At 64.6% G+C, this 15,084-nt stretch carries 18 protein-coding genes; 13 read left to right on the top strand and 5 right to left on the bottom strand.

Features of this window, described 5'->3' with window-relative positions:
* Positions 1 to 4 precede the first annotated feature (4 nt).
* The 10 genes from I6F17_RS01885 to I6F17_RS01845 all read left to right on the top strand — a co-directional run bounded on the left by I6F17_RS01885 (position 5) and on the right by I6F17_RS01845 (position 10,186).
* Entirely contained in the window at positions 5 to 880 is an 876-nt protein-coding gene (locus I6F17_RS01885; protein ID WP_036003856.1) for a phosphoribulokinase, read from the top strand.
* A 16-nt stretch (positions 881 to 896) separates the two neighbouring features.
* Positions 897 to 2,915, top strand: a complete 2,019-nt coding sequence (tkt, locus tag I6F17_RS01880; RefSeq protein ID WP_225123813.1) for a transketolase — start codon at positions 897 to 899, stop codon at positions 2,913 to 2,915.
* Positions 2,916 to 2,927: 12 nt separating this feature from the next.
* On the top strand, positions 2,928 to 4,013 hold the full coding sequence (gene fba, locus I6F17_RS01875) for a class II fructose-bisphosphate aldolase (RefSeq protein ID WP_225123812.1): 1,086 nt from the start codon (positions 2,928 to 2,930) through the stop codon (positions 4,011 to 4,013).
* 38 nt (positions 4,014 to 4,051) lie between these two features.
* Entirely contained in the window at positions 4,052 to 5,512 is a 1,461-nt protein-coding gene (locus tag I6F17_RS01870; protein WP_036003865.1) for a form I ribulose bisphosphate carboxylase large subunit, read from the top strand.
* A gap of 11 nt (positions 5,513 to 5,523) precedes the next feature.
* Positions 5,524 to 5,931: a ribulose bisphosphate carboxylase small subunit gene (locus I6F17_RS01865; protein ID WP_036030009.1), complete on the top strand. Its 408-nt coding sequence runs from the start codon at positions 5,524 to 5,526 to the stop codon at positions 5,929 to 5,931.
* Positions 5,932 to 6,030: 99 nt separating this feature from the next.
* The gene (gene cbbX / locus I6F17_RS01860) at positions 6,031 to 6,963 is read left to right on the top strand and encodes a CbbX protein (RefSeq protein ID WP_036038198.1); all 933 of its coding nucleotides are present in this window, start codon (positions 6,031 to 6,033) and stop codon (positions 6,961 to 6,963) included.
* Positions 6,960 to 7,697 (top strand): ribulose-phosphate 3-epimerase, encoded by a 738-nt coding sequence (gene rpe, locus I6F17_RS01855; RefSeq protein ID WP_225123811.1) that lies wholly within the window; start codon positions 6,960 to 6,962, stop codon positions 7,695 to 7,697. The genes cbbX and rpe overlap by 4 nt, the downstream gene beginning before the upstream one ends.
* A gap of 252 nt (positions 7,698 to 7,949) precedes the next feature.
* Positions 7,950 to 8,081 (top strand): hypothetical protein, encoded by a 132-nt coding sequence (locus I6F17_RS37685; protein ID WP_276573229.1) that lies wholly within the window; start codon positions 7,950 to 7,952, stop codon positions 8,079 to 8,081.
* Positions 8,078 to 9,805, top strand: a complete 1,728-nt coding sequence (locus tag I6F17_RS01850; RefSeq protein ID WP_225123810.1) for an EAL domain-containing protein — start codon at positions 8,078 to 8,080, stop codon at positions 9,803 to 9,805. The genes I6F17_RS37685 and I6F17_RS01850 overlap by 4 nt, the downstream gene beginning before the upstream one ends.
* A gap of 168 nt (positions 9,806 to 9,973) precedes the next feature.
* Entirely contained in the window at positions 9,974 to 10,186 is a 213-nt protein-coding gene (locus tag I6F17_RS01845; protein WP_036003891.1) for a hypothetical protein, read from the top strand.
* 18 nt (positions 10,187 to 10,204) lie between these two features.
* Here I6F17_RS01845 and I6F17_RS01840 read toward each other — a convergent pair whose 3' ends face one another.
* Positions 10,205 to 11,041: a universal stress protein gene (locus I6F17_RS01840; RefSeq protein WP_225123809.1), complete on the bottom strand. Its 837-nt coding sequence runs from the start codon at positions 11,039 to 11,041 to the stop codon at positions 10,205 to 10,207.
* 205 nt (positions 11,042 to 11,246) lie between these two features.
* Here I6F17_RS01840 and I6F17_RS01835 point away from each other — a divergent pair, with 205 nt between their 5' ends.
* Both I6F17_RS01835 and I6F17_RS01830 read left to right on the top strand, forming a co-directional pair.
* Positions 11,247 to 12,800 carry a Do family serine endopeptidase gene (locus tag I6F17_RS01835; protein WP_225123808.1) on the top strand — a complete coding sequence of 518 codons (1,554 nt, stop codon included), beginning with the start codon at positions 11,247 to 11,249 and terminating at the stop codon, positions 12,798 to 12,800.
* A gap of 269 nt (positions 12,801 to 13,069) precedes the next feature.
* On the top strand, positions 13,070 to 13,432 hold the full coding sequence (locus I6F17_RS01830; RefSeq protein ID WP_036003965.1) for a hypothetical protein: 363 nt from the start codon (positions 13,070 to 13,072) through the stop codon (positions 13,430 to 13,432).
* Between the two features lie 6 nt (positions 13,433 to 13,438).
* Here the strand turns inward: I6F17_RS01830 and I6F17_RS01825 are convergent, their stop codons facing one another.
* Together I6F17_RS01825 and I6F17_RS01820 are read right to left on the bottom strand one after the other, a co-directional pair.
* A complete protein-coding gene (locus I6F17_RS01825) occupies positions 13,439 to 13,756 on the bottom strand; it encodes a DUF6496 domain-containing protein (protein ID WP_225123807.1) in 318 nt (105 codons plus the stop codon).
* Between the two features lie 91 nt (positions 13,757 to 13,847).
* The gene (locus I6F17_RS01820; protein WP_057026883.1) at positions 13,848 to 14,042 is read right to left on the bottom strand and encodes a DUF3072 domain-containing protein; all 195 of its coding nucleotides are present in this window, start codon (positions 14,040 to 14,042) and stop codon (positions 13,848 to 13,850) included.
* Positions 14,043 to 14,157: 115 nt separating this feature from the next.
* Here I6F17_RS01820 and I6F17_RS01815 point away from each other — a divergent pair, with 115 nt between their 5' ends.
* Positions 14,158 to 14,379: a hypothetical protein gene (locus I6F17_RS01815; RefSeq protein WP_225123806.1), complete on the top strand. Its 222-nt coding sequence runs from the start codon at positions 14,158 to 14,160 to the stop codon at positions 14,377 to 14,379.
* A 96-nt stretch (positions 14,380 to 14,475) separates the two neighbouring features.
* Here I6F17_RS01815 and I6F17_RS01810 read toward each other — a convergent pair whose 3' ends face one another.
* On the bottom strand, positions 14,476 to 14,718 hold the full coding sequence (locus tag I6F17_RS01810; RefSeq protein ID WP_225123805.1) for a hypothetical protein: 243 nt from the start codon (positions 14,716 to 14,718) through the stop codon (positions 14,476 to 14,478).
* A 96-nt stretch (positions 14,719 to 14,814) separates the two neighbouring features.
* Positions 14,815 to 15,072, bottom strand: a complete 258-nt coding sequence (locus I6F17_RS01805; RefSeq protein ID WP_036029986.1) for a hypothetical protein — start codon at positions 15,070 to 15,072, stop codon at positions 14,815 to 14,817.
* Positions 15,073 to 15,084 lie beyond the last annotated feature (12 nt).

The following is a 15,084-nucleotide window of genomic DNA, read 5'->3' as shown; positions in this document are numbered from 1 at the left end:
TCCGATGTCCAGGAAGCATCCAATCATCTCCATCACCGGCTCCTCCGGCGCCGGCACCACCTCCGTCAAGAAGACCTTCGAGCAGATCTTTTTCCGCGAGAAGGTCAACGCCGTCTACATCGAGGGCGACGCCTTCCACCGCTACGATCGTGCCGAGATGCGTGCGCAGATGGCGAAGGAGGCCGAGCGCGGCAACAAGCACTTCAGCCATTTCAGCCCCGAGACCAATTTGTTCGAGGAGCTGGAACGCGCCTTCCGCGACTACGGCGAGACCGGCACCGCGGTGACGCGGCACTACGTCCACGACGCCGAGGAATCGGCGCTGCATGGCGCGGCACCAGGCACCTTCACCGACTGGAAGCAGCTGCCGGAGGATTCGGACCTTCTGTTCTACGAGGGCCTGCACGGCGCCGTAGTCACCGATAAGGTGAACGTCGCGCGCTATGCCGACCTCAAGATCGGTGTCGTGCCCGTCATCAACCTCGAATGGATCCAGAAGCTGCACCGCGACCGCAGCGCACGCGGCTATTCGACCGAGGCGGTCACCGACACCATCCTGCGGCGGATGCCCGACTACATCCACTACATCTGCCCGCAATTCACCGAGACCGACATCAACTTCCAGCGCGTCCCGACCGTGGACACCTCCAATCCGTTCATCGCGCGCTGGATCCCGACGCCGGACGAATCGATGGTGGTGATCCGCTTCAAGAATCCGCGCGGTATCGACTTCCCCTATCTGCTCTCGATGCTGCCGCAGAGCTGGATGTCGCGGGCCAATTCGATCGTGTGCCCGGGCGCGAAGCTGGACCTGGCCATGCAGCTGATCCTGACGCCACTGATCATGCAGCTGATCGAGCGCAAGCGCAGCCTGAAGTGAACCGGGAGAAACTCCGATGAACATCTCCGTCCATGCCGAAGCCGACCTCAATGCGGTCACGCACAACGATCTCGCCAATGCCGTCCGCTTCCTCGCGGTCGACGCCATCGAGGCAGCGCAGTCAGGCCATCCCGGGCTGCCCATGGGCATGGCCGACGTCGCAACTGTGCTGTTCTCGCGCTTCCTGAAGTTCGACTCGGCGCATCCGAACTGGCCGGACCGCGACCGCTTCGTGCTGTCGGCGGGGCACGGCTCGATGCTGCTCTATGCGCTGCTGCATCTCACCGGCGGCGATATCAGCCTCGACGACATCAAGGCCTTTCGCCAGTGGGGCTCGAAGACGCCGGGCCACCCCGAATATGGCCACACGGCTGGTGTCGAGACCACGACGGGACCGCTGGGCCAGGGCATTGCGACCGCGGTCGGCATGGCGCTCGCCGAGCGGATGGCGAATGCGCGGCATGGCGATGGGCTCGTCGATCACTTCACCTATGTCATCGCGGGCGATGGCTGCCTGATGGAAGGCCTCAGCCAGGAGGCGATCTCGCTGGCCGGTCATCTCGGGCTCGGCAGGCTGATCGTGCTGTTCGACGACAACGGCATCTCCATCGACGGTCCGACCTCGCTGGCGACATCGGACGACCAGCTCGCGCGCTTCGCTGCCTCCGGCTGGTCGGTGCGCCGCGTCGACGGACATGATCCCGAAGCGGTGGCGCAGGCAATAGCGGAGGAGCGGGAGACCGCGAAGCCGTCGCTGATCGCCTGTCGCACAATCATCGGCTATGGCGCGCCTGGTAGACAGGGCACCGAGAAAGTGCATGGCGCGCCGCTCGGCACCGAGCAGACGGCAGCGGCGCGGCGGACGCTGGGTTGGGACTATCAGCCTTTCGTGGTGCCGATCCCGGTGCTCAAGGCTTGGCGGATGATCGGGCAGCGCGGGCAGGTCGACCGCCTCGCTTGGCTCGATCGTTACGAAGGTGCGACGCCGGAGCAGCGCGACCTGTTCGTCGAGGGCAAAGCCGTGGCTCTGCCCGCCGCCTATGCGCTGGCCGCGGCGAAATTGCGTGAGCACTTTGCATCCGAGCGGCCGAAGCTGGCGACGCGGCAGGCCTCGCAACAGGTGCTCGAGGGAATCGCAGGAACAATTCCCGGCTTGGTCGGCGGCTCCGCGGACCTCACCCATTCGAACCTGACGCATGCCAAGGCGCAGGCGCCGGTCAAGAGCGGTGCGTTCACCGGCGACTACATCCACTATGGCATCCGCGAGCACGGCATGGCCGCAGCGATGAACGGCCTGGCGCTGCATGGCGGCTTCATTCCCTATGGCGGCACGTTTCTGGCGTTCTCCGACTACAGCCGGCCGGCGATCCGACTTGCGGCCTTGATGCGGCTGCGCGTCATCCACGTGATGACGCACGACTCCATAGGCCTCGGCGAGGACGGCCCGACGCATCAGCCGGTCGAGCATCTCGCCGCGCTGCGCGTGATTCCGAGCCTGCTGGTGTTCCGCCCCGCCGATGCCGTCGAGACGCTGGAGGCCTGGGATTGCGCGCTCGCGGCGGAGCATCGCCCCTCAGTGCTATGCCTGTCGCGGCAGGCCTTGCCGACATTCCGCAGCGACGGGCGCGGCAGAAACCGCGTCGCGAATGGTGCCTATCTCGTCGTCTCGCCGGATGGCGGCCGCGACGTGACGCTCATTGCAACCGGCTCGGAAGTCTCGATCGCGCTGGAAGCGGCCCGCCTGCTCGCGACCGAGCACGTTCGCGCCGCCGTGGTCTCGGCGCCGTGTTTCGCACTGTTCGAGGAGCAGCCGGAGGATTACCGCGCCTCGGTGCTCGGCACCGCGCCGCGTGTCGGTGTCGAGGCCGCTGTCGCCGGCGACTGGCATCGCTGGATCGGCGCCGACGGTGAATTCGTCGGCATGCGCGGTTTCGGCGCCTCGGCGCCAGCGCCGGTGCTGTACCGCGAATTCGGCATCACACCGCAAAGCATTGCGGAAGCGGCTCGCCGGGCGATGGCCCGCAAGAGCCAATAAGGAGGACGAATCTTGGCCCGTATTACCCTCCGCCAATTGCTCGATCACGCTGCCAGCCACGGCTACGCCGTGCCGGCGTTCAACATCAACAACATGGAGCAGGGCATCGCGATCATGCAGGCGGCGGCCGCGGTCGATGCGCCCGTCATCATCCAGGCCTCGCGCGGCGCGCGCAGCTATGCCGGCGATGTCATGCTTTCGCACATGATCGACGCGCTGGAGCGCACCTATCCCGACATTCCGCTCTGCATGCACCAGGACCACGGCAATGACGAGGCGACCTGCGCTTCCGCCATCGCCCATGGCTTCACCTCGGTGATGATGGACGGCTCGCTCAAGGCCGATGCCAAGACCGCGGCCGACTATGACTACAATGTCGCGATCACGCGCCGCGTCGTCGATCTCGCCCATTGGGTCGGCGCTTCCGTCGAAGGCGAGCTCGGCGTGCTCGGCTCGCTCGAGCACGGCGGCGGCGAACAGGAGGATGGTCACGGCGTCGAGGGCAAGGTCGGTCACGACCAGCTCTTGACCGATCCGGATCAGGCCGTCGACTTCGTCCGCGCCACCAAGGTCGATGCGCTCGCGATCGCGATGGGCACCTCGCACGGTGCCTACAAGTTCAGCCGCAAGCCGGATGGCGATATCCTGGCGATGCGGGTGGTCGAGGAGATCCATGGCCGGCTGCCGAACACGCATCTGGTCATGCATGGCTCGTCCTCGGTGCCGCAGCCGTTGCAGGACATGTTCAACCAGTTCGGCGGCGAGATGCCGCAGACCTGGGGCGTGCCGGTCGAGGAGATCGTTCGCGGCATCCGGAGCGGCGTGCGCAAAGTCAATATCGACACCGATTGCCGGCTGGCGATGACCGCGGTGTTCCGGAAGGTGGCGGCGGAAGCGCGCTCCGAGTTCGATCCGCGCAAGTTCCTGAAGCCGGCGATGGACGCAATGCGCGAATTGTGCCGCGAGCGGTTCGAGCAGTTCGGTACTGCGGGCCACGCTAGCAAGATCAAGGTCATTCCGATGAGCGAGATGGCGCGGCGCTATCGCGCAGGCGAGCTCGATCCGCGCATCGACGCCCGCGAGCCCGTGGCGGCCTAACAACCAGAAAGAGCAGAGAAAAAGAGCAGGAGAGAGACATGAACGCACATGCAGGCACGGTCCGCGGCAAAGAGCGCTATCGCTCCGGCGTGATGGAATACAAGCGCATGGGCTATTGGGAGCCCGACTACACGCCGAAGGATACCGACGTCATCGCGCTGTTCCGCGTGACGCCGCAGGAGGGCGTCGACCCGATCGAGGCCTCTGCTGCGGTTGCCGGCGAATCCTCGACCGCTACCTGGACGGTGGTGTGGACCGATCGCCTGACGGCGGCCGAGAAGTATCGCGCCAAGTGCTATCGCGTCGATCCCGTTCCGGGCTCACCCGGCTCGTATTTCGCCTACATCGCCTATGATCTCGACCTGTTCGAGCCGGGCTCGATCGCCAACCTCTCGGCCTCGATCATCGGCAACGTGTTCGGCTTCAAGCCGCTGAAGGCGCTGCGACTCGAGGACATGCGCTTTCCCGTCGCCTATGTGAAGACGTTCCAGGGACCGGCGACCGGCATCGTGGTGGAGCGCGAGCGGCTCGACAAGTTCGGCCGGCCGCTGCTCGGCGCGACGGTGAAGCCGAAGCTCGGTCTGTCCGGCCGCAATTACGGCCGTGTGGTCTATGAGGCGCTGAAGGGCGGGCTCGACTTCACCAAGGACGACGAGAACATCAACTCGCAGCCCTTCATGCATTGGCGTGATCGCTTCCTCTATTGCATGGAGGCGGTGAACCGCGCGCAGGCCGCCTCCGGCGAGGTGAAAGGGACCTACCTCAACGTCACCGCGGCCACCATGGAGGACATGTACGAGCGTGCGGAGTTCGCCAAGGAGCTCGGCTCGGTGATCGTGATGATCGACCTCGTGATCGGCTACACTGCGATCCAGTCCATGGCCAAGTGGGCGCGGCGCAACGACATGATCCTGCATCTGCATCGCGCCGGCCACTCCACCTATACGCGGCAGAAGAGCCATGGCGTGTCGTTCCGCGTCATCGCCAAATGGATGCGGCTTGCCGGCGTCGACCACATCCACGCCGGCACGGTGGTCGGCAAGCTCGAAGGCGATCCCAACACCACACGCGGCTACTACGATGTCTGCCGCGAAGACTTCAACCCGACCAAGCTCGAGCATGGCCTGTTCTTCGACCAGTCCTGGGCGAGCCTGAACAAGATGATGCCGGTGGCCTCCGGCGGCATCCATGCCGGACAGATGCACCAGCTGCTCGACCTGTTAGGCGAGGACGTCGTGCTGCAGTTCGGCGGCGGCACCATCGGCCATCCCATGGGCATTGCGGCCGGCGCGACCGCCAACCGCGTGGCGCTGGAAGCGATGATCCTCGCCCGCAACGAGGGCCGCGACTATGTCCACGAGGGCCCGGAAATCCTGGCCAAGGCGGCCCAGACCTGCACGCCGCTGAAGGCCGCGCTCGAGGTCTGGAAGGACGTCACTTTCAACTATCAATCCACCGACACGCCGGACTTCGTGCCGACCGCGCTGGAAACCGTCTGAGGAGATTTGAGATGAAGATCACCCAAGGCTGCTTCTCGTACCTGCCGGATCTGACCGACGAGCAGATCACCAGCCAGGTGCAGTATTGCCTCGCCAATGGCTGGGCGGTGAACATCGAGTTCACCGACGATCCGCATCCCCGAAACACCTATTGGGAGATGTGGGGCCTGCCGATGTTCGATCTCCAGGACGCTGCCGGCGTGATGATGGAGCTCGCCGAGTGCCGCAGGGTCTATGGTAACAGCTACATCCGCATCAGCGGCTTCGATGCCAGCCACGGCTGGGAATCGGTGCGGATCTCCTTCCTCGTCAACCGGCCGAAGCAAGAAACGGAGTTCGAGCTGGTGCGGCAGGAGGTCGGCGGCCGTGCGGTCCGCTACACCACGGTTCGAAAGCCGGCCGCGCACGCGCCAGCTTGAGTCATCCGCTTCCGCGCGGAGCTCTCCCTGCTCCGCATCCTGGCGGACCACTGCTTCGCCGCCTCGCTCGCGGCGAAGCTCTTTTCTTCGAGGGTAGCCATGCTCGATGTCCCCCACGCAACCACGACCGAACACAGCGAGACCCATTTCGATCTCCGCAAGGAGGCTGAAGCCGCCGGAATCACCGAGACGCTGCTACAGCTCGATCAGGAGCTGATCGGGCTCAAGCCGGTCAAGAACCGCGTGCGCCAGATCGCCTCGCTGCTGCTGATCGAGCGCATCCGGCAGCGTGCCGGCCTCGCCTCCGCGCCGCCGACGCTGCACATGTCGTTCACCGGCAATCCTGGAACAGGCAAGACCACCGTCGCGCTGCGCATGGCCAGGATCCTGCACGGGCTCGGCTTCGTGCGGCGCGGGCAGGTGATCTCGGTGACGCGCGACGATCTCGTCGGCCAGTATATCGGCCACACCGCGCCGAAGACCAAGGAGATCCTGAAAAAAGCGATGGGCGGCGTGCTGTTCATCGACGAGGCCTATTACCTGCATCGTCCCGACAACGAGCGCGACTACGGCCAGGAATCGATCGAAATCCTGCTCCAGGTGATGGAGAACCAGCGCGAGGACCTCGTCGTGATCCTCGCCGGCTATGGCGAGCGGATGACGAAATTCTTCGCCTCCAATCCCGGCTTCCGCTCGCGCATCGCGCACCACATCGAATTCCCTGACTATGCGGAGGCCGAGCTACTCGTCATCGCCGAGCTGATGCTGAAGGAGCGCGGCTATCGCTTCTCGGCCGCGGCGCGCGAGGCGTTCGAGAAATACATCGCGCTGCGCCGGATCCAGCCGTTCTTCTCCAATGCGCGCTCGATCCGCAACGCCGTCGACCGCATCCGCCTGCGGCAGGCCGATCGGCTGGTGTCCGATCTCGATCGCATGCTCGATGTCGCCGACCTCGAAACCATCGATGCCATGGACGTCTTGGCGAGCCGAGTCTTCAGCGGCGGTGCGGATGCGCGGAGTGCAGTGCCATGACGAAGGAGATCATGATCGCTCCATCGATCCTCGCCGCGGATTTCGCGCGTCTCGGCGAGGAGGTCGCCGCGATCGACGCCGCTGGGGCCGACTGGATCCATTGCGACGTCATGGACGGACACTTCGTGCCGAACATCAGTTTCGGTGCCGACGTCATCAAGGCGGTCCGTCCCTATTCGAAGAAGCCGTTCGACGTGCATTTGATGATCGCGCCGACAGATCCCTATCTCGAGGCGTTCGCAAAGGCCGGAGCGGACATCATCACGGTGCACGCCGAAGCGGGGGCGCATCTCGAGCGCTCGCTCCAGGCGATCCGCTCGCTCGGCAGCAAGGCTGGCGTCAGCCTTTGTCCGTCGACCCCGGAAGCGGTGATCGAGTATGTGCTCGATCGTATCGATCTCGTGCTGGTGATGACGGTCAATCCGGGCTTTGGCGGCCAATCCTTCATCGCATCGCAGATCGACAAGATCAGGCGGATCAGGACCATGATCGGCGGGCGGCCGATCCGGCTCGAGGTCGACGGCGGTGTCACGTGCGACAATGCCGCGGCCGTGGCTGCAGCGGGTGCCGACACGCTGGTCGCGGGCTCCGCCGTGTTTCGCGGCGAGAGCGCTGGCGAATATGCCGCCAATATCGCGGCTATTCGCATCGCCGCGGAGACCGGCCGGGTTCCGAAGCTGCAAGATAGTTCCGCGCCCGCGAAGCGGGCCGAAGAAAGTGCGCTCATCCGGTAGATTACGGATCAGCCCACCGCCGTGGCTCCGGTGTGTCAAGGCGCGCCACTTTCTCCGGATCTCTACGGAGCATGCCTTCCAAATCGATCGGCTCATTCAGGCCGGGGTAACCAACGCACCGGAGAAGGACAATCGATTAACGACCGCGCAATGCCAAGCGTCTCAATCTGTGGTTTAGGGACGCTATGAGAGCACGGATGCATAACGACGGAAACTGCGGCATGAAGCCCGCACGCGGCGCAAAGTGATGGCATGAGCATGCATCGCCTGTTCGCCGAGCAGCTCCGCTGCGCCACCGATGCCACCGGACAGGTCGATCTCGTCAAGCTGGCAAGTTCGTCAGCGCGGCTTACGAGGCCGGTGATCGCGAGCGTCAGCGGATGATCGAAGTACGCGCGCAAACGCGCGACGAGGTCGAGCAGGATCTGCTGCGGACCCGCGAGTTCCTCGACACAATCATCGAAAACATTCCGATCGCCGTCTTCGCGAAATGTGCGGAGAGTTCGCGCTACATCCTGCTCAACCGCGCCGGAGAAGACTATTACGGCATGCCGCGCGAACAGATGCTGGGCCGAACGCCCGAGCAGATCTTCCCGGCTGACGTGGCCCGCGTGGTCAACGAGCAGGATAGACGCGTCGCGGCCAGCGGCATGCCGATGGTTCTGGAGGAGCATCTGCTCGAAGTCGGCGTCAAGGGCCGCGACCGGGTCGTCAATTCACGCAAGATGCTGATCACGGATGGCAACGGGGATCCGCAATATCTGGTCGGCGTGATCGAGGATGTCACGGAGCGTGTCACCACCCGGCAGCGGATCAGCCATCTTGCGCATCATGATGCGCTCACGGACCTGCCGAACCGCAGCGCCTTCAACGCCGCGCTCGACGAACGGCTGGAACGGGCGCAGGAGGCGTCGACCAGTTTCGCCGTGCTGAGCCTCGATCTCGACCGCTTCAAGGAGGTCAACGACGTGTTCGGTCACCCCGTCGGCGACATGCTGATGCGGGCGGCCGCCGACCGGCTTGCCGCGGAAGCCGAAGGCGCCTTCGTCGCCCGCATCGGCGGCGACGAGTTCATGATCCTGATGCCCGACAACGCCTGCCGTGAGGACGTTCTGGCGCTGGCCGAACGCCTGGTCGAGACGATCGGCAAGGAGCTCGAGGTCGACGACTATCTCTCCCACGTGGGCCTCAGCGTCGGCATCGCGTTCTATCCCGACGATGGCGTGAACGCGGCGACGCTGCTCGCCAATGCCGACTCAGCTCTCTACCGCGCCAAGCGCGAGGGCAGGAGCCGGGTCCGCTGCTTCGAATCCGAGATGGACCAGGAGCTGCGCGATCGCAGGCTGTTGCAGCACGACCTGCGGCAGGCGCTGGAGCAGAACCAGCTCCTCGTCTATTTCCAGCCGCAGGCGCGGGTGGATGGCGAGGTCATCGGCTTCGAGGCGCTGCTGCGATGGAATCACCCGACGCGGGGCTTCGTGCCGCCGGACCAGTTCATTCCGCTCGCCGAGGAGAACGGGCTGATCGTCGAGATCGGTGAATGGGTGCTGCGCGAGGCGTGCCGTGAGGCGGCATCCTGGCCGCGGCCGTTGCAGGTCGCGGTCAATCTGTCGCCGGTCCAGTTTCAGGCGGGCGATCTCGAGCGCTCGATCCACCAGATCCTGTTGGAGACGGGGCTGACGCCGACGCGGCTCGAGGTCGAGATCACCGAGGGCGTGCTGATCGGCGATTTCACCCGCGCGCTCAACCTGCTGCGGCGGCTGAAGGCGCTCGGCATCCGCATCGCCATGGATGATTTCGGCACCGGCTATTCCTCGCTGTCGTATCTGCAGTCGTTCCCGTTCGACAAGATCAAGATCGACCGCAGTTTCATCTCCAACCTGGAGGCGACGCCGCAATCGGCCGAGATTGTCCGCGCCGTCCTGAGCCTGGCGCACGCGCTGAAGATCCCGGTCATTGCCGAGGGGGTGGAGACGGAAGCCCAACGTGCCTTCTTGGCCCGCGAGGCCTGCGAGGAGATGCAAGGCTATCTCGTCGGCCGTCCCGACTTGATCGAGCGCTACCTCGACCTGGTGGGCCTCGCCGTGGAGCGCCGCCTCTACGCCTAGCATTGGGCACAGAGTTCCGAGCGGACGTTTGGAACTAAAATCCTTACCGGCACTTCTCGAAAATTAACTTGGTTCAGGCGCGTTGAGCGCGCAGCAAATGTTTTGCATAAACGCCATCGGCCTGACGCAAATCAGGGCAATAAGCCGGTGAACGCGAGGGAGGGTCTCATGGAGAACGTACGTCGCTACCGGGCGCTGGCGTCCCTCTGCCGTCAGCAGGCGGCCTACCGGCCGCTCCAGAACTGGGAACTCCTCGGCCAGGCCGAACATTTCGAACATCTTGCCGAAATCGAGCTCAAGGCGCACTTCGACGCGTGCAATGTGCATCGCGACAAGGACGCCGCCGCGCCCACGACATGGGAAGCTCCCGTCGCGGCGTGACGGCGCCAGGCCGGCGCGTCAATGCGACATCAGCGTCGGGACCGTCATGGCTTCCAGCATGGCGCGGGTGACGCCCCCGAGAAAGCGTTCCTGCAACCGCGAATGGCCGTAGCCGCCCATCACCAGGAGATCGAGACTCTCGTCGGCCGCCAGCGACAGAATGATCGGCTGAATGTCGGTGCGTGTGGCGGTCAGGCCGACGGTGCGGGTGGACAATCCGCGCCGGCCGAGATGTCTGGCCAAGCCGCTCGCTGAAGCTTCGCCGCAGACGTCGTCGGTCTCGTTGACGGTGATGATCACGATCTCTTCGGCGCGCGCCAGGAACGGGGCTGCGTCGCGCATGGCCCGGGCGGCAACGCGGCTGCCGTCCCAGCAGATGCCGATCCTCTTCGCCTTGAAGGCTCCGCGGAAGGTGTAGGGCAGGAACAGCACCGGGCCGCCCGCCCGGAACAGGATCTCGCTCGGCACGTCGTTGTCGAACGAGCCCTGCGCCGGATCGGGCTGGAGCACGACGCTGAGATCGTGCAGCCGTGCCATCTCGCCGAGCGAGCCGGCGGCATCCGCCGGGATCGCACCGAGTGCGTGGCAGGTATAGGAGATGCCGGCGTTCGCCGCCTCGCTCTTGAATACCGCGAGCGCAGCCTCGGCCCGCTCCACGGCGCGTTCGCGTTCCAGCTCGAACACGGCCGCTACCGCCGCGCCGCCTTCCATGACATAAGCCGTACTGGTGGCGACATAGCCGACCGCGACCGCGTCGAGATGCGCGTTGAGGTTCGCCGCGAGCGAGACCGAGCCGTCGATCGCGGGACGCATGGGACGTTCGGTGGGAATGTGGACGAGAATGTCTTTGTACATGGCGCGCCTCCGCTGAGCATCATCCGATGGCCTCAGTTTTTCACTGCGCGAAGGCGGCGCGTTGAGCTGTATCAAACGTCCGGATTGCCTGCTGCGCCCGCTCATCCGTTCTTTGCCGAGATTTAATCGGACGGACGGGACGCCGTAAGGTGGCAGCGACCATGTTGCGGGCAAGGCGACATCTGCTCAACATGGATATTTCGACATGAACGATCGCGTCAATTCCGACATCCCCACGTCTCGCAAGATCTTGCGGCCGCGCCGGCTCGCGCTGCTCGGCACCGTGGCCGCGCTGGGCGTGGCCGCCCTGGCCATCGCGCCAGGCGCTTCGCCGTACGGCGTCAACGCCTTGATCACGCCGGCGCAGGCGGCCGAAGCCGCCGCGACGCCGCCCGGCTTCGGCGATCTCGTCAGCAGGGTCAAACCCGCTGTGATCTCGGTGCGGGTCAAAATCGATCAGGACAACGACAAGAGCGCGATGCTGCAGCAGAACCGGATGGATTCGGACGAGGACACGCCGTTCGACCAGTTCTCGCGACAGTTCGGTTTCCGCTTCCCGGGCGGCGCGAACGGCATGCCGCGCCAGCGCCACCAGATGATCACGGGCGAAGGCTCCGGCTTCTTCATCTCCGCCGACGGCTACGCCGTGACCAACAATCACGTCGTCGATCGCGCCGAGTCGGTGCAGGTGACGATGGACGACGGCACGACCTACACCGCGAAAGTGGTCGGCACCGATCCGAAGACCGATCTCGCGCTGATCAAGGTCGATGGCAGGAAGGACTTTCCGTTCGTCAAGTTCTCCGACCAGAAGCCGCGCATCGGCGACTGGGTGGTCGCGGTCGGCAATCCCTTCGGCCTGGGCGGCACCGTGACCGCCGGCATCGTCTCGGCCAGCGGCCGCGACATCGGCAATGGTCCCTACGACGACTTCATCCAGATCGACGCGCCGATCAACAAGGGTAATTCCGGCGGCCCAGCCTTCGACATGAACGGCAACGTGATCGGTGTGAACACTGCGATCTTCTCGCCCTCGGGCGGCTCGGTCGGCATCGGCTTCGATATCCCGGCTTCGACCGCCAAGCTCGTCGTCGCGCAATTGAAGGAGAAGGGCGCTGTCACCCGGGGCTGGCTCGGCGTGCAGGTGCAGCCGGTGACGCCGGATATCGCCGACAGCCTTGGCCTCAAGGAGGCGCGCGGCGCGATCGTCGACAATCCGCAGGATGGCAGCCCGGCGGCGAAGGCCGGCATCCAGGCGGGCGATGTCATCACCGCCGTCAACGGCACCACGATCAAGGATTCCCGCGACCTCGCCCGCACCATCGCCGGCTTGGCGCCGGGCACGTCCGTGAAGCTCGATGTCTTCCGCAAGGGCGGCAGCAAGGCGGTGACGCTGGCGCTCGGCGAGTTGCCGAACGAGCGGCAGGCCAAGGGCAATGGCAGTGGCAATGCCGAAGAGGGCAGCGGACAGCCGGGTGCCGGCACGCCGCGCCTCGGCCTCAGCCTGGCGCCCGCCGGTGACGTCCAAGGCGCAGGCCAGAACGGCGTGGTCGTCACCGAGGTTGATCCGCAAGGCCCGGCCGCGCAACGCGGCATCCGGACCGGCGACGTCATCCTCAATGTCGGCGGCAAGGCTGTCAGCAATGTCGGCGAGGTGCGCTCCGAGCTGGCGCAGGCCAAATCGTCGGGCAAGCGCAGCGTGCTGCTTCAGGTCAGAAGCGCGGAGGCCACCCGCTTCGTTGCGGTGCCACTCGCATAACGTCAACTCGACCCTTACCAATCCAGGAAGGCGGCCTTCGGGCCGCCTTTTGCACACACGTCACGTCCGCACCAAGCCGGTAACATTCTCGTTAAAGGCAGGCATGATGACCTGGTGCGTCCGAAAAAGCCGTGTTCGCTGATCACACTCGCAAGGCGCCTCGGTGCTCTGCGCCAACGTCGCCGCTGAGAGGGGTTGCAAGCGTGGAACTTCGAGCCTCCCGGCGCTTTGTGGAACTCGCCGGTGGTTCACAAGTGATCGGTGCCGACATGGATCGATTGAAGCTCTCGCTCAGGAGTGCGCTGCTCGTGGCGCCATTGGTGCTCTCCGGTGGAAACGCGCTCGGGCGCGACGACGGCCGCTACGCGAATTCTCCTCTGAAGCCATGGTTCGACAGTTTGCGCAGCCATCTCGGTCCGTGCTGCTCGGATGCGGACGGTTTCGCCCTCGCCGATCTCGACTGGGAGTCGCACAACGGGCGCTACCGTGTCCGCATCGACGGACAGTGGATCGATGTGCCGGATGAGGCCGTCATCACCGAGCCCAACCGGGCCGGCCGCACGATGGTGTGGCCGGTCAAGACTGCGTTCGGGATTTCGATCCGCTGCTTCATGCCGGGGAGCATGATCTGAGGCGGGTCAGCGCGACCGCTTGGATTTGCGCTTCGATGTTTTCTTGTTCGACGATTTCTTGGACGACGTCCTGGACGTTTTCTTGGATGTTTTCTTGGACGTCTTCTTGGCGCTCTTGCGCTTCGAAGCCTTCTTCGGGACTTTCTTGCCCTTCTTGCGTGCCTTCGACAGTCCGATCGCGATGGCCTGCTTGCGGTTCTTGACGCGGCCGCCGCGCCCGCCACGGCCGCTCTTCGCGGTGCCCTTCTTGTAACGCCGCATCTCGGTGGCGACATCGCTGCCCGAGCTGCGTGAGTAGCGGCGCTTTTTTGCCTTGCGTGCCATGCATATTCTCCCTCGGCGGGGAGAACCATTCTGCACAGCCATGGTTCCGGGAGCGTGGAACGGCGCAGGGACTAAAGCGCGATGCGATACTCTAGAAGGAGTTTGCCAGCTCGATCTCCGCTTCCAGCACCTGGATGCGCCGGGCGGCCTCGCTGAAGGACAGATCCCTCGCATATTGGCCGGGCTGGTAGGCCTCTTCGCTGAGCCGCTTCAGCTTGAGGCCCTGCGCCCGCGTCATCTGCTCGCCCAGGAAAAATCTGGCGTCGTATTTACCTTGAACCTGCATCTGGCGTCTCCGTCCTGAAATCGTGACTTGACTATATGTTCTTATTTTGTTCTAACAAGGCATGGACAACAGAATTAATGAAATTCGGCGTAAAATCAGAGCCTTGAGGCTCGAGATGGCCGACGTCGAGGCGTCAGTGCGCGACCTCGTCGAGCGCGATTACGACTGCACGGAAAGGGCCCTGGCGCAGATGGACCTGCGCCGGAAGATCAATCTCTTGATCGCCGAATGGAAGGCGGCCGGCGGCAGCGACGTACTGCCAGACGTCCGCGACCGGGTGCGGCTTCGTGCCGTGAAGACAGGCGGCAATTCCGCGCGCGCAGCCGAGCGCCGCTGAGATCCTTGGCGCCGGATACTGAAGGCCGAGTGCCGAACCAAGATAAGATTAAGAGGGACCCGCAATGGCGGGGCCCTCTACGATTCCAGGACGCGCCTATTTGGTGTTGGTCATGCCGCCCTTGTTGGTCATGGTGCCGCCCTGATCAGAGCCGGGACCGGCGCAGCCTTGGCCGGACGGATCAGCGCCCTTGGAGGACTTGGTGTTTGCGCCGGTGGTCTGTGCCGACGACATTGAGGATCCATGCTTAGCCTTGTGCGATTTGGCCTGGGCGGCAAACGGCGCGGCGGCAAGGCCGGTTGCCAATATTACGGTGAGAGCGAGCTTGGTCGTCTTCATGCGGGGAAACTCCCTGAGTTAAATTGACGCAGGCAGCATACCGCGCGTCGCGGCAGGGAGTTCCCGGCGAAGTATCTTCCGTGCGTCACCCACGCTTCAAGTTTGCTTGTCCTCGGCCAGGATGAACACGGCGCCGGTGAGCGTCGCGCCGATCGCGAAGGTCGTCACCAAGGTGAGGGCGAAGACCATCGCGGCCTGGCTTCCGCCATTGTTCAGCAGGTTGGCGACGGCTGGATTGGACAGGACGAGCGTGAGGCTGAAAATGAGGCCGAGCGCTGCGCCCATCATTGCATGCGTCATCAGCTTGATAAGGCCGCTGGCAGAGATCAGCTCCGACGACTTCTTGGTGCGCATGGGACGGCATCC

Source organism: Bradyrhizobium sp. NBAIM18 (assembly GCF_020193825.1).
GTDB lineage: Bacteria > Pseudomonadota > Alphaproteobacteria > Rhizobiales > Xanthobacteraceae > Bradyrhizobium > Bradyrhizobium yuanmingense.
Note: the sequence above shows the minus strand (reverse complement) of the source record. Positions and strands in the feature narration are given on the sequence as shown.